This window comes from Hymenobacter swuensis DY53, assembly GCF_000576555.1.
Taxonomy (GTDB): Bacteria; Bacteroidota; Bacteroidia; order Cytophagales; family Hymenobacteraceae; genus Hymenobacter; species Hymenobacter swuensis.
Window position 1 is genome coordinate 217,088 of the sequence record NZ_CP007144.1, and the last position, 24,256, is coordinate 241,343.

Here is a 24,256-nt window from a genome sequence, read left to right on the forward strand (position 1 = left end):
ATATTCTGAGTCGAATTATTCTATGGTTGACACCTCTACAACCGCCTTATTTACTGCTCTCCAGGCTGACCGTACTGTCCTAGCCGATGCCCTCGACCGCCCCGCCCTGCGTGGCATCAAAAATGTACTAACTGACCTGACGCAGGGAGAAGCACATTTCATCTACGAGCTACTCCAAAACGCCGACGATGCCCGCGCCACCCAGGTTCGCTTCTGCTTGCTGCCCGAGGGTTTGTCGGTTTGGCACAATGCCCCCCAGAAATTCACCATCAGCGACGTAGCCACAGAGGAAGAAGATACGGGTACCGCGCAGTTGGGCCACCTGAACGCGCTGACTTCCATTGGCAACTCCACCAAGCGCCGCGGCACCAGCTCCGTCGATTCTGATACCATTGGCCGTTTTGGCATTGGGTTCAAGTCGGTGTTCCATTATACCGCCACGCCCCACGTCTATGAAGACGAGCTGAGCTTCCGCCTGGAGCGCATTCTGGTACCCGTGCCCCTAACCGACCGCCATGCTCTGCCGCCCGGTCTGGAGAGGGGAGGAGCTGAATGGACGCAGCTATGGCTGCCCTTCAACCACGCGCAGCGCCCCGCTGCCGAGGCCTACCAGCATGTGCTGCGCCGCCTGCGCACCTTGCGCTTACCCTTATTGTTTCTGCGCAACCTGACGGAGATTTCCTGGGAGGCACGACCTGTTTTTCAGGAGCTCATCACCGATAGCGGCTACTACCTCCGCGAGATACCCCGCTTGCTGTCCGAGCAGGCTACCACTGCTATTCGGGTCGAGTACGTGGAGCTCATTCAGGAAGACCGTTGCACTAACACCGATACCGGCGACCAGGTAACGGTAGCCGCGCACCGCTTCGTGGTCGTCAAACAGCCCTGCCACGACCACCTCAACCTGCCGGTATGCCTGGCCTTTGCCCTGCGCGACAACGGCACCCTCGACCCCAGCGCCGACGACCGCGGCCATGAGGCCTTCTGTTTCTTTGCTACCCGCCACCGCACCGGCCTGCGCTTTCTGCTTCAGGCTCCCTGGCTGCTGACCAACAACCGGGAAGCCATCAAAGCCGATCAGCCCTGGAATCAGCAGCTGGTACAGCAGCTGGCCCAGTTACTGGCCGCCAGTCTGCCCTTGCTCCGCGACCTGCGCCCGGCCGACTTGGCCCGCCCCGGCACCCCGGCCGCCCCGTATCTGTCCCTGCTCACCGATGAGCTGCTCCAACTGCTGCCCCTGAGCGACGCACCCGACGCCGAGCAGCGCACGGTCGAAGAGCTGCGTCAGCGCCAGGAACTGTCGTTCCGGCCTTTCCATGCGGCCGTGTTCGAAGCACTACGCACCCTACCGCTGCTGCCCACAGCCACCGGCACGCACATCGGGGCCACCCATGCCTACTATGCCGAAAGCCGCGAATTAAGTCAGGCGTTCGGTCAGGAGCAGCTGCGCCAGCTTATGCAGGACCCGGCGGCCGAGTGGGTGTTTGATAGCGTAGGCGGTAAGGAAAACAAATTCCAGACCGCTTACCTCAGGCGCCTGCTGTCGGCCTCCCACCTGCTGGAGCCCAAAGAAGCCGCCAGTCGGCTTACCGCTGCCTTTATGGAAGCGCAGACAGATGAGTGGCTCACGGCCTTCTATCTATACCTGAGCACCGGCCCCGGATACCTGCTCGACGGCCAGAACGACGCTATTCTCCGCCACCGGGGTGCCCTGTTGCGGTTGGCCAACGACAAACACCTGGCGCCCTATGCGGCTGTTCGGGATACCGAGCCACAGGTGTTTTTGCCCCCTACCAGCGGCGGCTTTCAAAGCAATTGTACCCTGAAATCCTGCTTCGCGCAGGACGAGCAGCTGGCCAGCTTCCGCCGGCGCTTAGGTCTGACCACGCCCAAACAGCTCACGGTAATGCTGGAGTACATCTTGCCCCAGTACACCGGTGCCGAAGGCCCTTCCCTTGCTGAGCACCTGGAGCATATCGCGCAGATTCTCGACTGCTGGCAGACGTGCTCCCAGCAGGAACAAGTCGTACTGCGCGAGCGGCTGCTGGTAACGCCGTTTATGCGCGGCTATATATACCCCAGCGCCACCCCCGAATACCGTTGGTACCGACCTGGCCAGCTATATCGGGATAACGAGGACCTGCGGCAGTACTTCACGGCGTCAGAAGCCACTTTTGTGGATGAGGACACGTACGCCGGCATAACGGATATGACCGGAGTAAAAGCGCTATGGCAAGCCTTGAGTGTCGCCACCGTTCCTCGGGTTATACAGCTTGACAATCAACCCATCACGGCTGACGACCGCGCGGCCCTCTGGAAGGTGCGCAGCACCTGGACTGAGGATCAGAAGGTGGTAAACCACGATTTGGACGGCTTAGCGGCACTGCTGGCCCCTGGAATTATCCCGCAAGCACTGTCCCAAACGCTCTTCGGCTTTCTCTGCCTTTGCATTGAGCAAGCTGATGTACGGTTGTTTAATCGGGTATATACCTTTTCCTACTACGGTCCTAATCCCGTTATAACGGCTTCCCAGGCACTGCTGCTGCTGCGACAGACGGCCTGGCTCTACGACCAGATCGGCCAGCCACGCCATCCGCACGAGTTTGCTGCCGCCGACATTCAGCTGGCCAACGGCTACATCCTCGATACGTCCGCCGCGCAGGAGTTGCTGCGCCGGCTGGATATCCTCTCACCCCGGCAAAAGGTGCTCGATGGCCTGCCCGCCGCCGAGCGGGAGCTAGTGGAATTCTTTCGCGAAATGAAGTCGAAAGGCTTCACTGTTGAGGAAATTCGGGCAGCCATAGCCAAGCTCCGACCGGCCCCCACGGTCGTACCGCCCACGCCCGCAGCCGAGCCGCTGGCCGATCAGGAGCGTAAGCAAACCTGGCAAGCCACGCGCGAGGCCGCCACCTCCCCGCCACCTGCTGCCGAGCCTACCAGCTCCGCCGAGTCAGCCGCCGAGGCTCCAGAAGGCGAGGAAGATGATTACTTGAGCGAGGCCTCCCGCCGCAAGTTGTTGCGGGCTCAACAGCAGGTGCAGCAGCTCGAAGATGAGCTGCGCCAGCAGGATGAGCTATTTCGTGAAGTCGAGCAGACCGAGCGCTACACCTATAGCTGGTTCCAGGCCTTGCTGACGCTGGAAACCCGCCTCAGCAACCGCCGCAACGAAGGCGCCAGCGGGTTCTCGCTTTCCTTCGGCCGGGTCGAGAAAGACCCCGATGCGCCCTTGCTGATCCTGCACGAGCCGGTCGGACCCATCCCCCGCACCGTGGAAGACCATCCGGAGTTGAAGCTGCGCTTGTACCGCCGGGGTCAGCCCGACCAATCCATCCAGATTGACGTGGTCAGCATCAAGGACTTCACGCTGCGGGCTAAGCTGCGCAAGGAGGACTGGGCCGCCATCGACCCCGCTTCCATCCAGCGCGCCAGCATCCAGGTGCAGTCCCCTGCCTTTCTGCTCGATGAGCTGGTGCGGCAGTTTAATCAATTAGCACATTCTCCGCATAATTTCACTGCCGACACCAACCTGCAAGCCAATCTGCCGGCGAAGCTGCGCTTTGTTTTCGGCCCGCCCGGCACCGGCAAAACCTACCACTTGGCCCATCGCGAGATTGAACAGCTCATGCAGCAGGCGGAGCCAGTGCGCATCTTGGTGCTCACGCCTACCAACAAGGCCGCCGACGTGCTTACCGCCCGGCTGCTGCCTGCCGCCGAGGCTGGCCTGCCGCCCGAGCGTCCCGATTGGCTTTTCCGTTACGGAGTCCCCGCCGATACGAACCTGGAACAGGTGCCGGGGCTGGTGCAGGATAAAAAGCTGAATGTGTCGGATCTTGAACGGTGCACGGTGTTAACTACCGCCGCCCGTTTTCCCTATGCGCTGTGTGATGGAGGGTACCACTATCTGGCTGCTGTCCCGTGGGATTATATCATACTGGACGAAGCCTCTATGATACCCTTATACCAGGCGGTTAACGTCATTTACCAGCAGCCGCACTGTCGCGAGTTTATCATCGGGGGCGACCCATTGCAGATTCCACCCGTGGTCCACGCCGAGCCGTGGGCTGGCGAAAACATTTACACGCTGGTCGGGCTCGATAATTTCGACGTGGAAGTAACCCCGCAGCATCAGTTTCCCGTCCACAAGCTGTTGACGCAGCGTCGGGCTACCCCTCCGCTCGGGCGTCTGTTCAGCCAGTTTGCCTACGGCGGCCGGCTTCAGCACGCCCGCCCCTTAACGGGCACGGCCGTACTGGACGGTCACACATACCAGGGACGGCGGCCCGAAACATTCGGCGCACTGCCCTTGAGCGACATCACGGTGATTCCTTTTCCCGTGCGCCGCGGCGAAGGCATTTTAGAAGCCCGCAAGCTGGAGCAAGGCAGTAACTACCAGGCCTACTCGGCTCTGCTGGCGGCCGAACTCACGCGCTACCTGGCCCAACACATCCAGCCCGCGCCGGCCCCGGACACCGCCGACCGCTACCGGGTGGGCATCATCACGCCTTATACCGCGCAGGCTGCCTTGCTGCGCGAGCTGCTCAAGCAATTACCACTGTCGAACGCCATCCTAAATCCGAATGAAGATGTGGGCACGATTCACGGCTTCCAGGGCGACGAATGCAATTTGGTCATCGCCCTGTTTGCTCCCCCACCTACCACGGGCGACCGGATTTTGCTTAGTTACCAACACATTTTGAATGTTGCCATCAGCCGCGCCCGCGACCGGTTAGTGCTCCTGGTGCCCGAGTACGAAGACGACCGATCCTCCGGGCTAGGTTTACAACGCTTGCGCCAGCTACTCGGGTTACTTAACCATGAGCAGGAGGGGCAGGTCACGCATTTGACTGCCAAAGCGGTAGAGCAGGTGTTGTTTGGGCCCGACCACGAAGAGTTCATCCTCTCCAATAGCTTTACCACCAGCCACCAGCTGGTAAATGTTTATGGGCAAGGAGTAGCGCGCTATGAGCTCCGCTTCGGTCCTACGGCAGTGGACGTGCAAGTAAACCTGAAAGCCAAACTAGCGGAAGCGGACATATTACCGTAGCGCGCAGCAATCCATACTGCTTCACCCTCATGACAAACCTTTCGCTGTTTGCCAGTCATTACCGCAAGCTAGGCCTGCCGGTAACGCGGATTAGTAATATCCTTAACGAGCATAATTTTTTTCATAAAAACATATTTAAAACGCCTGACCATCAGTGGCAGCACCTTTTCACCCAGCCGCAGTCAGATGATGAGTTTAAACAACTAACTTGGAATAACGCCACTGGGCTAGGTACTGTCTCGGGTCCTAAATCTTTGTTGGTTATAGATATAGATGGTTGTACCGATTACAAGCTAGTGGAGAAAACATTAGCTGAGCTTGGGTTGCCTCCTTCTTATGAATGGGTGGTAACGTCAGGCAGCGGTAGCGGCTTCCACATATTTGTGTACGCCGATAAATTTCGCATTCAGTCCAATAGCTTAGCTCCATCAGCAAGTAATCATGTGGTAACTACCTTCATGCCCGGTGACGGATACCTGCAACGGTTCGATAAGATTGAATTTTTGTGGAGCACGCATGTAGTCTTACCTCCTTCTCTCCATCACACCGGTAACAGGTATGAGTTCTTGAACTGCAGGCTGCCCCGCGCATTACCGCAACGAGTAAAGCAGTCAGGCTTGTACGATATTGTGCGAAAGCACTGTGACGCACAATTCATTGAAGGCAGGGATGGGTACAAAGAGAATGACTTTGAAGTAGCTAAACCCAATGTTCCTACCGATTTAGAAGAGTGGAATGCTGCAGATGTAGAGGGAGGAGAAATTTTTTGCGTTGTATGTATCAGGCCAGAAGCAAACATGCCACTCAGCGCTACTGCTGACCTACGGCAAATTGCTTGGGTTGTGATGGATAAATTAGGGAAGGTGCATAACCGTCGATCCTACTTGCTAAAACCCCAAGTAGCTGTTTCAGCTTCTGGCGCCACAAGCTACTCCACAGAAGTAAACACTCTGCTGAGCCAAGATCCACTCACCGTCTTCAAAGAACTCAACCGCGACTTGCGGTTATGTACTGCTTTGGTTTCTTTCGATGTGAAGCCTGTGCTGGCCTTACTGCAGGAAAAATCAACTCAGTATTCACTTTATCACACGCTAACACAACTGAATTTAGTTTGTCTTAAAAAACCACGTGGCGGAAATAAAGCAAATACGTTAGCTGACCTCTACCTAAGTTTGTTTCGCTACGATGTGCATCAAATACCTGATGCTGAGTCAGATGCACTCATAATGGCTAAATGCTTGCGCGCAATCTTGAGGAAACGTCAGGATAATAAGGAGGACTATTATTCCATCTACCTCGACAGGGAAGGGTATGGCGGTTGGTACTAATAAAGCTGCTGTGCGTGTCGCGGTAGCGCACTTGTTCGCCACCGGTGCGTACCGCCCCGATACCAAACACGGCCTGCTTCACCTGGGCGTGCTGCCCCTGCAGCCCGGCGCCGAGGTAGAACACTGGCTGCTCAACCCCGAGCGCGACTACCCCAAAGCCGTGACCGAAGCCAGCGGTATCGGCCGCGACCGGTCCCGGCAGCATCCTACTTGGGGCGAGGCGGCCGCCACCATTCAGCCCGTACTGGCCGGGTTCGACGTGCTGCTTATCATGGACCGGGCCGGTGAGCCATCCGCCGAGCGCCACTGGCTGGAGCAGTGCGTGCTGGCTGGCCTGGAGCGCCCGCCCGTATGCATCGGACTCGATGAGTTGCTGGCCTTTTTCCTGCCCGGTGAGGAGCTGGACGACGCCGACGAGCTGCTGCGCACCTTCGTCGTGCGCGACAAAGCTGCCAGTGAGCAGCTAGGCTATGCCAAGCGCAACGCCGATGGCCGGGTGCCGCAGTTGCCGTTTGTGCTCTACGCCATGCGCCGGGCCCTGCGCCGCGTCCTCGCCAGCCTGCTGCGCCCCGAGGGTACCGGCCCCCAGCAGTGGTTGCCCATTTTTAGCCTGCTCGACAGCGTCGTGCGTCGCGCGCCTCGTCAGCGTACCTCCCGCGCCTACCGCCTGCTGCATACCCTAGCCCGCCAGCCTCGTTGCTGCGACGAGGCCACCCCTGCGCCAACCGACCAGCCGCTGTCCATCCCGCCGGCATTGCCCGCTTGGCCTTCCTCTGAGCACGTAGAAACCCTGGTCTTCAACTATCTGGCCCGTTGGCGCGACCGGCCCGACGATGCCACCGCTCCTGAGCTGGGGTTGGGCGATGTATCGGAAAAGCAGGTAGCCGATGCTTTTGAGGAGCTGGGCAAGCGCCTGGCCGGTGCCGGCCGCGACAGCAAAGACAAGCTGCAAACCCGCCCGCAACAGGTTGAGTACGCCCAGTTCGTGGCCCAGTCCATCGGCGGCCGGGGCGCGTATGCCATTGAGGCCGGTACCGGCACCGGCAAAACCTACGGCTACCTGGTGCCGGCGCTGGAGTACCTGCGCCACGCGCCATCAGCGTTGGTGGTCGTAGCCACCTCCACCAAAAACCTGCAGGAGCAGATGCGCCGTGGCGAGCTGCCCCGCCTGCTGCGCGAGCCCGACGGCCGCCGCAACCCGCGCTACCAGGCCATCCGCACGGCCACGCTCAAGGGAAAAAACTGTTACCTGTGCGCCATGGCCCTGGCTCAGGCCTACGACGACTGCTTTCAGCTCAGCGCCGACTGGGCCGAGGGACTAGCGTGGCTGTATCTGCTGCTGCGCCTGCGCGACACCGAAGGCGAGATAGAAGGGGTGGCCCGTCCCCTAAACGCCCACCCGCAGCTCGGGCCGTTCCTGCGCGGCCTCGTTCGCCGTGTTGCGGCCGACCGGGCCTGCCGGCATGCCCCGTTGCCGGGGCGCAAGCCCTGCGTGTATCCGGCTCACCGCGCCCGTGCTGAGCAGGCCCACCTGCTCATCGTCAACCACCATAAGCTGGCCCTGCTGCCCCTTAAGGTGGTAGAGCGCGCTACCGTGTGCGTCATCGATGAGGCCGACCGCTTCCCTGACAACTTCCGCTCGGCCCTGGCCAGCAGCCTCGACGCCCGCGAGCTACAGGAAGAGCTGTTCGAGCCGTTGCTCGACGGTAGCCGCTTGCCTAGTCGACGCCCCACCGCCAACAGCAAGCCCCAGGACGAGGCCAGGACGGAGCGCCGTGCGGTGCCCTTCCTCCCCGAGCTGGACGAGCGCCTCTACGAAGTGCAGGAGCAGTTGTGGCGCGAAGTGCCCGCTGCCGAACAGCCCGGTCCCGACGAGGCTAGCCGCGCCGCCTACGAGCTGGTGGAAGAGGCCCGCCTGGCCGAGCTGGGTAGTCAGGCCGCCCTGCTGGAGGAGGTAGCCCTGCTGATGCTCGAAACGCCTGTCGCCGCCGACACCCGCCAAAGCGCCGACGCTGCCTGGCAGCTGTTAGCCATTGAAAGCGCCCCGTTCCGGCGCCGTCAGGCGCTCCGCACCGCTGCCCGGGCCGTCGCGGCCTCCTACGAGCCGCTGCGCGAAAGCCAGTTGCTGCTGACCCACCTGAGCAGTCAGTTCCAGAGCCGCGGCGGCCGTCTGGCCCCGTTGCCCTTCCCGGCCGGCGGTACGCACTGGCAAGACAATCTGCGCGTGGCGGAACATGGCCGGCCTCCCATCTTCCGCCCCTTCCATCAGGAGCTGGTGGCCGCCCTGCAACCATTGCAGCCCCCACTTGCCGACGCCTCCCACCAGCTGGGATGCCTGCGGCGCCACCTGGTTCAGGCCCTCAATATCAGCCTCTCCAGCGGCGAGGCAGCGGACGAAGATGCCCCCGACGTGGAAAGCAGCGGTAGCTACGACGAGCGGCTGTATCGCCGTGCCGAGCGCTTCGCCGAGCTGGCCCAAAGCCAAGCTGAAATCCTGGTACGGCTCCTGTCGGAGTTTCCTTGCCGGGGCTACGTGCCCGTTGTCGAGCGTGACCCTGTCGCCGGCCCGCTGAGCTGGCAGCTGGGCCGCCAGCCCTACGAGCTCTGGTCGTACCTGGGCGCCACGCCCGACCCGGCCACCGGCCATCCCCTGGTCCGCGAGCCGGACGAAGCCGACGAGGCCTTCCAGGCCCGCTGGCTGGCGGCGCGGGCCGCCCTGCAGCGCCTGAGCCGGGAGCCCGATAAACCCTTGCTGGAGCAGTTCCGGTCCGTCATCTTCACCTCGGCCACGCTCTACGTGCAGGGCACGCTGCAGTATTTCCGCCAGCAGCTGGATTTGCGCGTGCCCTTCGCCGGTGAGCAGCGCATCCGGCCGCTGTTTGATTACAACAATGAGCGGGGCGAGCAGGTGTTAGCGGGGATTCCCACGTACTTGCCGCAGTTCCGTGCCGGTGCCCGCCCCGATGAGAAGCGCGCCTGGTGCGAAATCCAGCTACGAACCTTGCTACCGCTGTTGGTGGCCCTTGAAGGCCGTACCCTGGTACTGTTCACCTCCAACGAGGAAATGCACCTGGCCGCCGACTGGCTTCGTGAGCGGCTGGCCGCCCACGATATTGAGCTGCTGGTGCAGAACGGGGCCAGCCAGTGGGAAATCCGCCGCTTCCGCCAGCTTGAGCAAAGCGTACTGCTCGGCGTCGACCGCATGTGGACCGGTGTCGATTTCGCCGGACCCACCCTTTCCCAGGTTATCGTATGGCGACTGCCGTTTCCCTCCCTGGGCGAGCCACTGATCAGCCACCGGAAACGCTATGAGCCCGATGAGGTATTCTGGGGGCAGTTCTACCGTCCCGCCGCCCGTCTGAAGCTGCGACAGGGTTTTGGCCGTCTCGTGCGCCGTCAGCGCGACCGGGGCGCCTTCGTCGTGCTCGACGCCCGCGCCGCCACCGGCTTCTACGCCAACGTCCTCGATGAGCTGGAAGTAGAGGCCTTCCATCGGTTTGGCACTCCCACAGCGCTATTTGAGCAAACGGCCGGCCCGTTGCTCAAGCTCCTGGAGCTCGGCGCCGACTTCCACCGCCGCGAACTGAGTGTATCGCGGCTTCTAGAGCTGAGCCAATAGCAGCCTTTTGATAAGGTAGTAGTTCCCTGTATCAATATAGTTTGTCCACTTTTTCCACTTGTCCATACCAAATAGACAAGTGGAAAAAATAGAGAATAACGGGCCTTATTGGCTCAGATCAAAGAGCCGTGAAGGTATGCTGGGCAAGAAGCTGCCTTCACTGTTGAAGCCAAGGACATTTATCTCTGGAAGGCTACTCCGCTACTGGCTCACAGGCAGCACCCGCCCGGCCGATCTTGGGGGCTGCTCCCTTATACTACTCTGGAAATGGGGGAGGAGCTGCGCCGCCAGGGCCTCTTCTACGCGCCGGTAATGCCTAGTTCCACCACCCCGTCACTGAGTGGTTTGGGCTGATCCAGGTCAGCCCAAACCCCAAAAGCCCAAGCCCGAAGCCTAATGCCAACCCGGTATACGGACGCAGTGCACATGCTCTTCACCGGCTCACCGAGCCCGAGCTGGTCCGCCAGCCCTACCGCTGGGCCACGCCCGACGCCGCTACTTACTGGGGCGGCGAGTCCGCTGCGGCCCTGCTGCTCAAGTTCTTCACACTTTATAGAATGGCTACCCGCCCCACCCTCATTCGCCAGCTGCAGCTCGTTCCGGCCCCACCGCCCCGGTTGAGGTGCTACCCTTCGATGCCCCTGGTCCAGCCCCTTCATGCCGACGCAGCTGGTGTACTCCACCTGCTACTCGGCGACGACGCCCGCAACCGCGAATAGGAATATAAGATTGCAAACTTTAGAAAAGAAGCTTATTTAGAACTTTGACTGGTCGGCGCGGCAACCTGCGCCAGACGGGCCTGCAGCTGTTGCGTCCGCTGCCGTATCTGGCCCAGTTGTGCGAGATATTGTTGTTGTCGCTGTAGTGCCTGCTCAAAAGTGGTCAGCGGCTGTTCCTCCTGCAGCCGCCGCAGCCAGGGCATGGGGTCTTCCTTCCTGTCGCGGCGCTGAGCCTCCCAATCCTGCAGGTAGCGGGCAAGTGGTGCAGTGCTGTTCTCGTTACCTGGTCTGTCGGTTTCTTCCGCAGCAATCAGCCGGTACAAGTCAGTGCGCAGGTACGCAATGGAAGGCATTGCCGGAACTGTGCCCGTCAGTAGGTTCAGTTGACGGCTGCTTAATAGGGAGTCAGGCCACTGCGCGCTGGCATTTTCCAGCATCGTTTCAGCCTGATTCAGCGCCAGGCTGTCGGCCGCCGTAGGAACTACGTGGTACAGGCCATTTACTAGGCGTGGCGGCCCCAGTGCTTATGTGGCATTGCGAAAAACGCCTAGAAGGTCATCAGGGAGCTTTGCCGTCCATTGTGCCTCCTGATCCTCCTGCGCCAGGGTATATAGGTGTATGGGCTGTTTCAACCGCTCCAGGCGGGAACAGGTATCGACGTTGGACACTGATAAGGCTGTTGTGCTGAATATATCACTGGTGCTAGTGCAACAGCTTGTTGCACTATTATATATTTGCAACAAGATGTTGCAAAAATGACCGTTGCTATTTATTTCGGTGCCCGGCAGTAGCCGCCACCCATCAAAAGCAGAAGCCCCCGCACCACCTACGACTACTCCCGCGTGTTACGCAAGGCTTCAGTGGATACAGAGGCTTCTTTCCGTGAACACGTTTGACGTGCCTTAATCAAACTTGATATAACGTTGTCAACAATGAGCGGCAGCAAATTGAGTCTAGCCCTTAACCTCAGCCCCCGCGTTTTGCAGCAACTGTATGGGATTGACAACGGGTAGAAATGCGCGGCTTAAAATTGTGCCTGCACCGAGCGCCAACAACTGTCCCCGTGTAGTGGAATAAGCTAACCCAATCATCGTCCCGCCAATAGGCGCCGGCATTGCAGGTGACCCATTTTGTTGGCTACTGGTCAATAGCTTGGGCAATTGGGTTACTTTAAAAACTGTTTCGGTGCGTATTTCCCCAACTTCTATTTTCTCGGCAGCGTCTTTTAGCGTAGCTTGGATAACGACCCCAATCCGAACCCGCACGATGCACTTCTTGGCATCCATATCCTGCTCGGTTGTGATTCGATAGTCGAATCCACTCAACTGCTTGCCAGCAATAACCGGGTCAAGTTGATTGTCCATGCGAAACAAAACAACCCGGCTTTCCAGAAATTTAATCTGGTCAACTTTAAATGTGGCCGGAGAAACAGATTTGGCGCTCAACAGAAAGATAAAATAAACGTGAACGAAAGTTTTTAGTAAAGGTCACAAACCTCAGATAACACAGAAAAAGCTGCCGGTTGACCGGCAGCTTTTTTAGGTTGGTTTCCGGCAGTGTGATTACTCGCTCGCGGCGGCTTTTCTTCGGGTGCAACAAACATCACCATCTTGTGCCAATCGGCGCTGGTGAAATCGTCCGTTGCCACTGAATCGTGTAGCGTGACAGCCACGGCTTTGCTTTGCACTTCCTGCGGCGTAGTTACCAGCTGCGTCCCCAGTGCTTGCTCCAAACGGATGAGCATTTTAAGGGTAAAGTTGTGGGTGCCGGTCAGCATCCGGCTTACTTCGGGCTCTTTCTTACCCAGCCGTTCGGCCAAGTCCTTTTGCGTCAGCCCTTGTGTACGCAATGAATGTTTGATTTGGTCGGCGATAAGGAACGAGCGTTCCACGAATTGCCGGGCCTCGGGGGATATTTCGATGTGGCCGAAATACTTGCTAGCCATGATGGGAGGGGTTGATTTTTATGTTAGCCCGGTAGGTTCATCTGCTGGTACGCGCCGTGCAGCTGTTGGTTTTCAATCCAAACGGTCTGATTCGCTAGGCGGTGCTTCAGGATTTCCGCTACCTGGTTCATCATACGAAACGCGGGCCGGGTGTCGCCGTCCTGCGCTTTTTTGGTGGTCTTGCGGCCACCACCGCCAAGGACCATTATATCGTCCGAGCAGATGAATCCATACAAGCGCAGCAGGTTGCCGTAGGCTTGCGGGGGAGGAAGCGCCATCGCGTCTTTTTCAGGACGGAACAAAGTGGCATCGCCGGGTGGAAGTGCTCCACGCTTAGCCCCGATTTCTTCCAGAGCCGCGAGGATAACCTCAAGGTCTGGCCGGTATTCGTGGCTAGCAATGAAACGGGAAATGAACCGGTCAGTCTCACTATCTTCTTCGTTTTCAAGCCGAACGGTGTAAAAATTCACCTTCGGCATTTGGCGGTATTCTTCGATGTAAACGACCAACTTACCTTAAAAGTTAAGTCAAATGTAGATTATTTTTCTGCCTTCGCAAGTGCCCCGAAAAAAATAACAGTGTCAACGCATCTGGCCGGCTCCTGGAAAGGGCAACGAAGTTGCGCGCTTTTTTAGCACGTATAACGGCTCAAACTAATGTGATTGGTGCATCTTGCCAAAGGGCTTAGACTATCCGTTTTAAGAGTCAGTTTCCCTGCTAGCTGCAAAGGTGCCGGACATAGCCTACCCCACGGCCATTTTCCCCGCTTCATACCACAGGAACCCCGGTAGCGGCGTCGCCAATTCCCAGGTAATCGCCATGGGCCGGTTGCCCTTGTGACTCACGTACCGCACGGGCCCCAGGAACACATATGTCATGGTTAAGCCCGCCGCATCCTGATTCTGCTCGCGGACAAACAGCAGAATATGCTTCCCTTGTGCCTGGTGCTGAATGTAGCTGATGCCCTTCGGCGTGTCTTCCGCCGTGCTGTTCTGCGACTCCCAATGAAACAGCGTGTCACTGATAGCATAGTCGTTGTAAAGTGTGGTAGGCGAGTAGTTGCGGCTGGACTTTTGGAGTGTGACGAACAGCAGCTCCGTGTTCAGCGCTGCTATATAACACACCCCTTCGCGCACGGAAGGATTGCGCTCAAACGTCCACACGCCAAATGCGCACAGAATCTCATCACGACTGTAGCGGCTATGCAGCTGCAGGGCGCAGGGATAAGGTAGCGCCAACGCCCCAGGTGGAATGCTGATTTGCGCTTCGCAGACCTCGACTACCTCCAGCACCTCCGCCGCGAGCGTAGGCGTAGCCCGTAGCGTAGCCAGACTGTCCTGCAACGAATCCAGGTCCAGCTTAGGCCCCGGCTTCTGGTAGAGTAGGTAGTGCAGCATCAGCCCCATTTCCACGCCCAGCGGCAGTTTCAGTAGCTGTGGCAATGCTTCCACTGCCTCAAAGACCCGCCGCACAAAGGCCAGAAAGGCTGGCCCGTTCGCTTGCGCCAACCGCCAGACACTACCCACCAGTTGCTTTTCCGTGGCCGCCAGCTCCGGCGGAGCCAGCACCCCCGCTCGCACTTTCAGTGCCGTCCAGCCCCGGTCACCGCGCGAACGATAAATGTCCACCAGCGCAAAATGCGTGTGCGCCAAAAAGGTGGACAGGGTGAGCGGCAGTGCACTTTCCAGGGCGAAGCCGCGTATCCGCCGCTCCAACACCCGCACATTCTCGCCGGTGGCCGCCTTGATGTTATCTAGAATAAACTTCATGGCCTCGCGCTCCATCTGAATGCTGCACCCCACGGGCAGCCGCGGAAATCCCGCTTCTGCTTCGCTCAGCACCGAGCCACCGGTGCGTCCCAGCAGCGCCCGGAACTTCTGCTCGTAGCTGTATTCCTGCCGGGCCTGCCCCACAAAGTCAAGTACCGTTAAACACTCCTTGCTTTCGTGCAGGCGCAACCCCCGGCCCAGCTGCTGCAAAAACACCGTCAGGCTTTCCGTGGGCCGCAAAAACAACAGCGTATCCACCTCGGGAATATCAACGCCCTCGTTGAAGATGTCCACCACGAACAGGTAGTTGAGTTCCCCGCGCCGCAGCTGCGCCACCGCCGCCCGCCGCTGCTCCGTCGTAGTGTCGCCGCTGGCCAGGTAACTAGCCTTTAGACCCGCCGCCTGAAACTTGGCCGCCATCAGCCGGGCATGCTCCCGCGTGGCGCAGAAACCCAGGGCCCGCGCCTGGTGAGGAGCCAGCAAATAGCGCTGCAACGCGCCGACAATGGCACTTACCCGCACATCGTTGCCGGTGTAAACGTTGGTCAGGTCCTCGGCGGCGTAGCGCCCATTGGTCCACCGCACGTTGCGGTAGTCCACGGGGTCGGTAATGCAGAAATACTGAAACGGTACCAGCAGCCCCCGCGAAATTGCCTCGGGCAAGCGGATTTCCGCCGCAATGGTGTTATCGAAGTCCGGCAGGATGCTCTCTCCATCAGCCCGCTCCGGGGTGGCCGTCAGCCCCAGCAGAATGGTGGGTTGAAACCAGGCCAGAATGGGCCGGTAAGAAGCCGCTGCCAGGTGGTGCACCTCGTCAATCACCAGGTACTGGTAATAGTCGCGCGGGATGGTTTGCTGAAAAAAATCCAGCCGAGAGGCAAAGGTCTGCACCGACACAAACAGGTAATCGAACTGCATGGGCTGTTCCGTCCCCACCCACAATTCCCCAAAATTGGCCTCCCCTAGAATGTGCCGGAACGTGGCCCGGGCCTGCCGCAGAATCTCCTCCCGGTGCGCCACAAACAGCAGCCGCGGCAGCGTGGTAAACTGCTTGGCAAAACGGGCGTAGTCAAACGCCGACACCACCGTTTTGCCTGTGCCCGTAGCCGCCACCACCAGGTTGCGGAAGTGTCCCCGCAGGCTCCTTTCCACTGCTAGGCGGTCCAGAATTTCCTGTTGGTACGGAAAGGGCCGGATGCGAAAGTTGGGTAGTGAATCAGGCTCCGCCGCCCCACTATCAGCCTGACGCAAGGCCAGGGCTAGCTTCTGGCGTTGTTCGGGCAAGCCGCTGTAGCTCTCAAATTCCGGCGAGTTCCAGTAGGTCTCAAACGTGCCCCGGAACTTGTTCAAAATAGCCGCATTGTCCTGGGCCGTCACCTTCACGTTCCACTCCAGCCCGCTGGTCAGCGCCGAGCGGCTCATGTTGCTCGACCCGATATAAGCCGTGTCAAACCCCGAGTTGCGGCTGAACAGGTACGCCTTGGCGTGCAGCCGCTCGTGCGCCTTGTTGTAGCTGATGCGCAGTTCGGCCCCCGGCAGCGCAGCCAGCGCATCCACCGCCTTTTGGTCGGTGGCGCCCATGTAGGTGGTCGTGAGCAGCCGCAGCGGCTTGCCTTGCTCGGCAAACGACTGGAGTGAGGGCAGCAACAGCCGCAACCCGCTCCACTTCACAAAGCTCACGATGAAGTCAATCCGGTCGGCCGTCGCAATTTCCTTTTTCAACTCGGCTTCCATCGACAGCTCCGAATTGCCTCCGCTGAAAAGGTCGCTTTGCGAAAACCGCAGCGCCGGCTCCATGCCATCGAGGTGCTTGCCCAAATCGTGCTGCGCGGCCAGCGGCAACTGCAGCCGCGGCAATACCGCCCGCAGCAACTGCCCTTCCGGCGCCAGGCGGCTACCAGTTGCCAGCACATCAGACTTGTCCTGTAGGTAGGCAATTATCTCGTTGGCCAGCGCCAATTGCTCTCTTACCTCTTCGTTCTTTGCCAAATGCCCCAGCACATTGCCCAGCAGTTGCGTCAGGTGCCGCGTAATAAATACCGCCGCATCGTCGGCACCCAGTTTCTTTTCCGCAATGGCATAAACCGCCGTTTCTAAAGTAGCAAGTTGGCCCCGCAGCTGTTGCGTGACGAGGGTTTCGTAGTGGCCAGTTTCCAATACAGTATACATAGAGAAGATAAGGGCGCAAATTCACGCACTCTGTGCAATATGATGCGAAACTAAGTTTAATTTCTGCCTATCCTGCCGCGTTTTTCATGTATTAAAAAAGCAAAAAGCCGCCCCACTAGGGGGCGGCTTTTTTGCTTTCCAATAGACCCGGAATAGCTCTGATACTCCGAGCTATTCGATAACCAAACGCTTGGTCGTCACGACCTCGCGGCCTGCAAGTGCACTATAAGGTGCTGAGCCCTTTAGAGTCCAGTAATGAAAACTCCGTTAGAAGCCTGTATTAGTTAGTAGAGGCAGTATTGGTCGCCTTAACAAATACTGTTGTTTTTCCTTCTGATTTTTCATAAGTGATATATAGCCCATTTTCTTTGTCGACTGTACTCTCTTGGTCAGAAAGGCCTATGTTGGAAAGATATTCTGATGTCTTGCTCGGCGAATCATCCCAAAAAGTAATCATTAGCCCAGCTAGCTTGTCGCTTTTCAACATAAAGCCGACAGAAATAGAACCATCTTCCGAGACATATACTAGCATATCTTCTCGTTTCATGTCTAAATGCCAGCTGTTCTTAGAAACCATATAGGTATCTATTTGAGCACTGGGCATTCCCATTAGCCAATTATAGGATGGACTAGGGAGCATGATAACGGAATTAGGGGTGATTTTTAGAATGGCCAAATCCCCATTAAACCTTCTCAATAGTCTAGCATTATTCGCTTTGTCAACCCACTCTACAGGCCTTACTTGAGTGAGCCCCGCTAGTAATTTACCCTCAATGGCATCACCTACAGGATAGCCATAAGCTATGTTACTAAGTATACCTTTTCGGAAATAGTATACTGCTACAATTTTACCGTCAATCGATGAGAACGTTAGTTGCTTATCTCCTCTATGGTCTTCTGCTAGCGCTTTAGTTTCCTGTAGTTTCCAGCCTGGAGTAGACATGACTTCATCTTTTACTCGGCTCTCGGAGGTTCCCCAGTTCCACCTATTCTTCATAGTGGTACTGAAATTTTGCGAGAAGCCTTGGAGAGAGAGAAGGGTGAAAACAAGTGTGAAGTAAAATTTATTCATAAAAAAAATAATAAGCAAGTGCAGTTAAACAAACGAAAGGTTGCTTGTAGCCTATGGCACAAGTAGGAAATGATTTTTATTAAGAACCTGGGTATTAATGATTTGAAAATTGAATCATTAGATTAGAATATATAATTTTTGCTCCATCAGATGATTCGTCAAATAGTTGAAATTTGAAACTGTCACCATCTTCATCTAAGGCGCGCAATATTTGATAATGCTTACCATCACTTGTGGTTCCCTCTTCTATTCCTGATAACTTTCTATAGATAACTTTTGTGCCATTTGCCTTAATATGTAGAATGTCTTTGTTTGCGTTGTAATTAAAGACGAAAGTATTGTATCCTTCATTCCAATCACCCCATTCCTGCGTTGTGCCATCATAAAGCGCTACATAGTTGTAGTCAACTCTAAATTTTTCATCCTGAGCCATTAAGGGCTTAAATAGAGTAACGAGAATGAGTAGTGTTAAGTAGATTATTTTCATAATAAATGTAAAGGGCACATTTGAGGAATACAATTATACACAAGGTTCTTAGGTTGTCAAACTAACAAAGTGAAGAGTTGAGCTAAATAGTATGGAGAGCTGCTTTTACTTGCCTCGATTTTCCCGTTTTTACACGTGTATAATGGATCTAAAACACAAAAGGCCTGCTTCCCACATGAGGGTAGCCGGCCTTTTCTTAGCCTTTCATCAGGCGGATCAATGCTATTTATACCGCTTTTGCGTATAGCGAAGCAGTATTTAGTGCCTTTTGGCAGTCAATCTGAGTACCAAGAGCCGGGGTCGAACTTATGCTCTTATGTATTGTGAATAATATTATTTAAAGGCCTAGCTCTTTGGCCGAATTATGCTGCCGCACATTATCGAGGCGGGTATAGCGGCGAATCATGGCACTGGTCTTGTGCTTGGTCTGATTCATCACCTTACTGTCATCGGCACCGTTCAGCTTGGACACCGTGACGAACGAGGCCCGAAGCGAGTGAGCCGTGAACTGACTGCCCAGGTACTGCTGCACGATTAGATTCGTGTACTTGGTAGTCATGCGCCGGCTAGTTACCTGATTGTTCTTACGCAGCGACACAAACACCGGCCCCTCGGTACGCTCCAAAACTCGAAGCCAGGCCTGCAGGGAACGAATCGGACATACCGCCGAATCCGGCGAATAAAAAATAGCCTTTTCCTCGGCCTGACCCAGCTGGTTGGTTTTACTCTGCGGCAGCGTCACCACCAGGCCATCCTCATCAAACGCCAGGTCTTCAATGTTCAGCGCCTCGAGCTCGGAGCGGCGAAACGCCCCCGTAAAGCCCAGCAGCAGCAGCGCCCGGTTGCGCAGCCCCGCCGGCACCGTGACATCAATACTGCGTATAATACGCTTAAAACTCTCCAGCGAAAACGCGGGCGCCTGCTTTTGCCTTGTCTTAATCTCCCGGGCAATGCCCTTGAGCAGCACCTTAATTTTCTTGTCCGCCGTGGGCGACTCGACGCCCGCCAACTCATGCGCCTTCGCAACGGCGGCCGCGTGCCGCTCAATCGTCGCAAACTTTTTCCCGGCATCCGCCAGCTCCGTCAGAAATCCCACCAGCGCCTCGACCGGCGCGGGCAAGGCCGCGAGCTGATGCAGCCCGCACCAGGCGGCAAACCGTTTCCAGTCCCCGGCGTAGGCGCGCACCGTGTTGGCCGCCCCGCGCAGGCCGGACTCCACGTAGCGTTGGGTGGATTTGACCAGGTGCGCCGGCACCTGGACGGCGGGCGGAGACGAAGCGGCGGGCAGCTGACTTTCGGTAGCCATATATATAAGGAGTAGCAGAGCGAAAAGTAACGACTTTTCCGCTCACTAAGATAAGGAACGATAAGAGAATGTTATCAGTCCTTATGATTTTGCTTTCTCATTGGTTATACCAGTCCACCTGTAAAATGCCAAAGTGGATGACTGTATTTCAAAGTAAATGACTATTTAAGTCAAAGTGAATGAGTAAATATCCCACAGTTAATGAACAAGAAATACTCAAAGTGGATGACTATCTTTTGAGTAAATGGCTTTCCTTCAAGCCACTTCTATCAAATGCGGTATGGCAAATTCCTCTACGGCGTCGCTTGGTACTACCTTGCCAACATTGGCCCCAGGCCAATTCTATGAATTAATAGAAGCAGGGAGCTTAAGACCCGCTTCACTGCAGGGTGAATCGTATACTGTTCAAGCGCGTTTCCTTGCTTGTACTCACTTAGCGGATGGCACTGTTTCTTCACAAGCACATCCGATCGAATGTGACGTGGATATGTATCGGGCCGGTCTGCTTATTCCCGGCAGTCGTTGGTCGGCTGATGGCCATTTACTTGCTCTGCAGAAAGCGACACCCGAGGAAAATCATCGTCATTTGTCGATAGATGCCGGTCGTCAGCTAGCACGAAAACTTCACCATGTATTTCCCTCGTCCCCACGGCCCAGCCAGCTGAAACACTATAGGCTTCACGGCTGGTATCTAGTAATCGATACGGCGGAAGAGCAAGTCTTGATCCCCTGTTTCGAGCTAGCTCGCGTATATTATTATAGCACAGGAAAACGGATTATCAGTTTTTTTCCTATCCCGATTAGCACTGAATCGCATCTGTTGGCCTCTTGCCTCCCCCCAAGATACGTATGAACAGTCAGCTCACTTCTGTATTGCCGCACAGAGGATGTATAGTGGAGAAATACGACTGTTTGCGGAGATGCTGTTCAATCCACACTGTTACCAAACGATTCGGCGCGCCCACGCGCGCTTAGCTCAGGAATGGTCCGAGCAACGTCTGCAGCCACTCAAACCGGCACCGTGGTTGCGTTTGGATTGGTGTTTTGGGAGAACTATATCTGTTCGGGCCAAAGGGCATGCGTTTACGTGGCAAGGGAAAGCCTATTTTCTCGTCCAATCGTTGGAGTCGGGCGAAAATTGGTTTTGTTACAAGCGGGTTATCTACCATGGCTTGCGGTACTCGATACATATATTGGATAAAAATCCCTTTCCAGAAACGGTATCCGTAAACCCGATTGTACAACGCTTACTGCCAGGGTATGGCGCATCCAAGGAGGAGCAGTTGGCGATTGAGAAGGCGATTAGTGGGTCTCGCACACAATATAATTCGGAGTTTCCTCCTATCTATCGTGGATTTCACTGGGGTGTGGTAGAGCCAGAAAAACGAGTTAACATTCCGTACCCGACCCTAGAATCTATTGGGCCCTATCTATGGGAATCATGTCCCGGGTACAAGGACACCACCGATTCTGGTTCACGCTCTTCATTGGCCACTGAAGAACCAGTATTTGGTCAATTGCTCGCTAAGTTGGCTCAGTTGGTGGACCGCATCCAGCCCATAGAAGTTAATAACCCGGACCAAATTCATGGGCGAGGTTTAAGTAGTTTCCCGTTGGGGTCACTGCCTTCTGTGCTAACCCATTTACCCTCCAGACGTCTCCGTCCAATCGGTATCGCACAAGTACAACGAGGTGGAGGTTTCTACTACCTTATATATATGAGTTTCCAGAAGCGAATAATTCTCCTGTATGATCGGCAACTCTGCGCGATGTCTGAAGAAGAGTTGGCGGAGTTTCTATACACGTATAGTTATAGCCCAGATTACTGGCAGGAAGAAGAGGAAGAACGATTTTCGATTGGGGAAATCATAGGCACAAACATTCGTCGCCCGTTGGCTTCTCCTGCAGAACTTTGTGCGTGGTGTCTCCTTAAAATGAAGGAAGGCATACGGCTGTGGAATGCATACAAGTTGTTAGCCGTCAACTCTGGAAAAATTTCTCTTCAGAAGCATTTTGATGATCATGAGGAGAACCTGTTCTATATCGCATCAAGACTGCTACGCAAAGGACAAGTCAGATTTGCTGGAGACAAAATGCTCGAACGCCCCTTGCGCTAGCACACTTCTATTTTATAGCACCCCAATCAGTTGTGATTTAATTAATTCGCTACTTATTTAGATATTTCTAATAAATATCACTTAATAGGATAAAGTAAAATTATTCCGATATTAGGTTTCATAGTGTGCGATTATGATACCTTATTTATATCTTCGAGTGGAGCACCATATATATAAGGAGTTGGCTGCTGTCTCCTTTATATAATAGTGGATACTACTAAACCGACCAGTACTCAGTCGGTCGCATTCTATTACTGTCCATGACTATTCAAGAGATCATTCTTCACGAAGCGGAAAGTACGGCCGTCGATTTCAAGGCGACAGCCTATAAGCCAGCCTCCAACCCCGAGTTCATTAAAGATGTGCTGGCCATGGCCAACGCCCAAGTGTCGGGGGATAGATATCTGATTGTAGGCGTCAAACACTATCCGGACAATACGAGGGAAATACTTGGCGTGCCACCGGAGGATCAACTAGATGATGCCAGTTATCACAAAGCTATTCTGGAGAACATTGAGCCCGAAATTCCTTTTGCTTACTCCTACATTGAGGTAAAAGGGAAAGCGGTCGGCGTCTTCCGCATATTCGGCACGGACGACCCGCCGTACATGATGCGGAAAGATTCCGCCGGCCTGAAAATCGGGCATGCTGTTATCCGGAAAGGAACCTCGACGTTCAATCTCCGGCGAGCGGACATTGACCGGATGTTTGCCCAGCGGCAGGCGGCTGACCCGTTTGCGGGAAAGATTGAGGTACAGTTAGTGGTCGATGATCAGAAAGTGACTTCCGCGCCTACGTGCTCGGAGGCTATCTTCCCCTCTGAAGTGGCCCGCCAAAAGATTACCTCCATTCTCGCCGAAAAACGGGAAAAGTTGCAGCAGCAGGAAGCGGAGCAGCGTCGTCAGCGGCAGGCAACAGAGAATTGGAACAACTCTCCCTTACTGAAAGCGATGGAGCAGCTACAGTTACCGAAGGGACTTGGCTTATCTAATCTGAGTATAACAGGTGCACGGGGAGGCTCCCGATACGAGGACCGAAGTATCGAGGAACTGGAAAAGAACCTATTGCATGTCAAAAGCGCGTACCGGGAGCACGATCTGTATGCCAAATTTGAGGAGCAGGCACACCAGCTAAACTTTGTTCTGCTCAATAACAGCGAACAGTACGTGGAAGATTGTTCGCTGACGGTCAGGCTACATAACGATGCTGGAATTAGCATTGCCACGAAAATCATAGATCGACCGGAAGCGCAATCATCTTATTCCACCGCTACAGCCCATTTTCTGCAGATGAGGTATCCTCACGTGCAGGAGGATGCCGGCGAGTATCTGATCCAGGAAAGCATTAAAAGCTTAAAGCACGGAGTCGAAAACTACGCCTTTCAAGAGCCGTTGCGCGTGTTTGTGCCGCACCAGGCCTCGGGCCGGCAATTGCATTTTCACTTAACCTTGACCGCTAAGAATTTGCGAAAGCCAGTGACTAAAGAGGTCATTCTGGCTATTAGGTAAAAGCTCGTACTCACTCATGCAACATCATTGAATCGCGAAGCGCCCGCTTACCTGCTTGTGTGATGACTGGCGCAATCATGCCCATACCTCTTTTCATCATCCCGCCAACCACTTTACCTGCCTACATGTTACCTGACCAGACTCAGCCCCAAAGCCCTGTTATCCACCGTCACTTACACGACTACGCGGAGGAAGGAGCACGGTATTTCAGCCGGGCTGAACAAGGAGCAGTCAATACGAAGGAAGCCTACTCGGGTAACTGGAAGCGCTTCTTGCACTGGTGTCAGGAATGTGACCTGGTACCCCTACCAGCGGCTTCGCAAACGGTAGCTGGGTTTCTTATTCACTTGGCGCGGGATAAGAAAGTCTCGACTATCAAGCAGCATTTGGCGGCCATCAGTAAAGCGCATGACTTAGCAGGGCATCCCTCACCGGGCGAGGACAAGAAAATCAAAAAGCTGCTAGAGGGTATCAGTAAAGAAAATGGCGTTCGGGTGAAACAGGCGCCTGCCTTTACGCTCGATCATTTGAAACGAGCCATTCACGCGATCGACTTAAGCCGACCGGCCGGTGTGCGGGACCGGGCGTTGCTGTTGCTGGGGTTTGTGGGCGCCTTCCGCCGGCAGGAGCTAACCAGTCTGAACATGGAAGACTTGCAGGTGGAGGAGGGCCACATCATCGTGCACTTGGCTCGCAGTAAAACCAACCAACAGGGCGAGGCGGAAGAAAAAGCGGTGTTCTTTTACCCGGATCGACGCACCTGCCCGGTTCGCGCCTTAAAGGATTGGCTGCAGCTGCTGCAGGAACATGGCTACACTAGCGGCCCCTTATTTCGTTCCTTCTACAAAGGTCAGCGTCTGAGCAACCGCCGGCTTACCCCAATTCGGCTGAATATACTGGTGCAAATGCACCTCGGTGAGAAATACAGTGCTCACTCTCTGCGAGCCTCTTTTGTGACTATTTCGAAGTTGAACGGCGCTGATGACAGCGAAGTTATGAATCAAACCAAACATAAGACCAGTGCAATGATTCGCCGCTATACTCGGCTAGATAATGTACTGCAGCACAATTCGGCTAAGAAACTGGGACTTTAAATGATACAATCGAAGCCGTATTTTACCGCTACCCAAACTGTTTTACAGACTTACGAGAGGAGATGGAGTGAATGGTAGT

15 protein-coding genes are annotated in these 24,256 nt (G+C 55.7%); 7 read left to right on the forward strand and 8 right to left on the reverse strand.

Annotated features, from left to right (window positions below):
- Window positions 1-22: 22 nt before the first annotated feature.
- From HSW_RS01180 to HSW_RS24500, 4 genes are all read left to right on the forward strand, one after another.
- A complete protein-coding gene (locus tag HSW_RS01180) occupies window positions 23-5,044 on the forward strand; it encodes a DEAD/DEAH box helicase (protein WP_044000438.1) in 5,022 nt (1,673 codons plus the stop codon).
- 29 nt (window positions 5,045-5,073) lie between these two features.
- Window positions 5,074-6,372 carry a bifunctional DNA primase/polymerase gene (locus HSW_RS01185; protein WP_044000439.1) on the forward strand — a complete coding sequence of 433 codons (1,299 nt, stop codon included), beginning with the start codon at window positions 5,074-5,076 and terminating at the stop codon, window positions 6,370-6,372.
- Complete coding sequence (locus tag HSW_RS01190; RefSeq protein ID WP_155832760.1) at window positions 6,356-9,991, forward strand: helicase C-terminal domain-containing protein; 3,636 nt, start codon at window positions 6,356-6,358, stop codon at window positions 9,989-9,991. The genes HSW_RS01185 and HSW_RS01190 overlap by 17 nt, the downstream gene beginning before the upstream one ends.
- Window positions 9,992-10,548: 557 nt before the next feature.
- Window positions 10,549-10,710, forward strand: coding sequence for a hypothetical protein (locus tag HSW_RS24500; RefSeq protein ID WP_197031861.1), 162 nt, complete (start codon window positions 10,549-10,551; stop codon window positions 10,708-10,710).
- A gap of 32 nt (window positions 10,711-10,742) precedes the next feature.
- Here the strand turns inward: HSW_RS24500 and HSW_RS01200 are convergent, their stop codons facing one another.
- The 8 genes from HSW_RS01200 to HSW_RS01235 all read right to left on the reverse strand — a co-directional run bounded on the left by HSW_RS01200 (window position 10,743) and on the right by HSW_RS01235 (window position 19,458).
- Window positions 10,743-11,147, reverse strand: a complete 405-nt coding sequence (locus HSW_RS01200; protein WP_155832761.1) for a hypothetical protein — start codon at window positions 11,145-11,147, stop codon at window positions 10,743-10,745.
- A 516-nt stretch (window positions 11,148-11,663) separates the two neighbouring features.
- Entirely contained in the window at window positions 11,664-12,155 is a 492-nt protein-coding gene (locus tag HSW_RS01205; protein WP_155832762.1) for a hypothetical protein, read from the reverse strand.
- 32 nt (window positions 12,156-12,187) lie between these two features.
- Complete coding sequence (locus tag HSW_RS23350; RefSeq protein WP_071883034.1) at window positions 12,188-12,655, reverse strand: helix-turn-helix domain-containing protein; 468 nt, start codon at window positions 12,653-12,655, stop codon at window positions 12,188-12,190.
- A 23-nt stretch (window positions 12,656-12,678) separates the two neighbouring features.
- Complete coding sequence (locus HSW_RS01215) at window positions 12,679-13,164, reverse strand: hypothetical protein (protein WP_044000444.1); 486 nt, start codon at window positions 13,162-13,164, stop codon at window positions 12,679-12,681.
- A 234-nt stretch (window positions 13,165-13,398) separates the two neighbouring features.
- Entirely contained in the window at window positions 13,399-16,593 is a 3,195-nt protein-coding gene (locus tag HSW_RS01220; protein WP_044000445.1) for a DUF3427 domain-containing protein, read from the reverse strand.
- A 280-nt stretch (window positions 16,594-16,873) separates the two neighbouring features.
- On the reverse strand, window positions 16,874-17,665 hold the full coding sequence (locus HSW_RS01225; RefSeq protein ID WP_044000446.1) for a hypothetical protein: 792 nt from the start codon (window positions 17,663-17,665) through the stop codon (window positions 16,874-16,876).
- 94 nt (window positions 17,666-17,759) lie between these two features.
- Entirely contained in the window at window positions 17,760-18,152 is a 393-nt protein-coding gene (locus tag HSW_RS01230) for a hypothetical protein (protein ID WP_044000447.1), read from the reverse strand.
- Window positions 18,153-18,489: 337 nt separating this feature from the next.
- The gene (locus HSW_RS01235) at window positions 18,490-19,458 is read right to left on the reverse strand and encodes a tyrosine-type recombinase/integrase (protein ID WP_052345974.1); all 969 of its coding nucleotides are present in this window, start codon (window positions 19,456-19,458) and stop codon (window positions 18,490-18,492) included.
- A gap of 1,193 nt (window positions 19,459-20,651) precedes the next feature.
- Here HSW_RS01235 and HSW_RS23990 point away from each other — a divergent pair.
- The 3 genes from HSW_RS23990 to HSW_RS01250 all read left to right on the forward strand — a co-directional run bounded on the left by HSW_RS23990 (window position 20,652) and on the right by HSW_RS01250 (window position 24,177).
- A complete protein-coding gene (locus tag HSW_RS23990) occupies window positions 20,652-21,575 on the forward strand; it encodes a hypothetical protein (protein WP_155832763.1) in 924 nt (307 codons plus the stop codon).
- Between the two features lie 260 nt (window positions 21,576-21,835).
- Entirely contained in the window at window positions 21,836-23,083 is a 1,248-nt protein-coding gene (locus HSW_RS22325; RefSeq protein ID WP_052345975.1) for an AlbA family DNA-binding domain-containing protein, read from the forward strand.
- Window positions 23,084-23,160: 77 nt separating this feature from the next.
- Window positions 23,161-24,177: a tyrosine-type recombinase/integrase gene (locus HSW_RS01250; RefSeq protein WP_231501281.1), complete on the forward strand. Its 1,017-nt coding sequence runs from the start codon at window positions 23,161-23,163 to the stop codon at window positions 24,175-24,177.
- The last annotated feature ends 79 nt before the right edge of the window (window positions 24,178-24,256 follow it).

Excerpts from the sequence above, each read along its gene's own strand:
- HSW_RS01190 (WP_155832760.1), top strand. The coding sequence starts at position 6,356 with ATGGCGGTTGGTACTAATAAAGCTGCTGTGCGTGTCGCGGTAGCGCAC.
- HSW_RS01235 (WP_052345974.1), bottom strand. The coding sequence starts at position 19,458 with ATGGCTACCGAAAGTCAGCTGCCCGCCGCTTCGTCTCCGCCCGCCGTC.
- HSW_RS01180 (WP_044000438.1), top strand. The coding sequence starts at position 23 with ATGGTTGACACCTCTACAACCGCCTTATTTACTGCTCTCCAGGCTGAC.
- HSW_RS01185 (WP_044000439.1), top strand. The coding sequence starts at position 5,074 with ATGACAAACCTTTCGCTGTTTGCCAGTCATTACCGCAAGCTAGGCCTG.
- HSW_RS01250 (WP_231501281.1), top strand. The coding sequence starts at position 23,161 with ATGCCCATACCTCTTTTCATCATCCCGCCAACCACTTTACCTGCCTAC.
- HSW_RS01200 (WP_155832761.1), bottom strand. The coding sequence starts at position 11,147 with ATGCTGGAAAATGCCAGCGCGCAGTGGCCTGACTCCCTATTAAGCAGC.
- HSW_RS01225 (WP_044000446.1), bottom strand. The coding sequence starts at position 17,665 with ATGAATAAATTTTACTTCACACTTGTTTTCACCCTTCTCTCTCTCCAA.
- HSW_RS24500 (WP_197031861.1), top strand. The coding sequence starts at position 10,549 with ATGGCTACCCGCCCCACCCTCATTCGCCAGCTGCAGCTCGTTCCGGCC.
- HSW_RS22325 (WP_052345975.1), top strand. The coding sequence starts at position 21,836 with ATGACTATTCAAGAGATCATTCTTCACGAAGCGGAAAGTACGGCCGTC.
- HSW_RS23350 (WP_071883034.1), bottom strand. The coding sequence starts at position 12,655 with ATGGCTAGCAAGTATTTCGGCCACATCGAAATATCCCCCGAGGCCCGG.
- HSW_RS01220 (WP_044000445.1), bottom strand. The coding sequence starts at position 16,593 with ATGTATACTGTATTGGAAACTGGCCACTACGAAACCCTCGTCACGCAA.
- HSW_RS01230 (WP_044000447.1), bottom strand. The coding sequence starts at position 18,152 with ATGAAAATAATCTACTTAACACTACTCATTCTCGTTACTCTATTTAAG.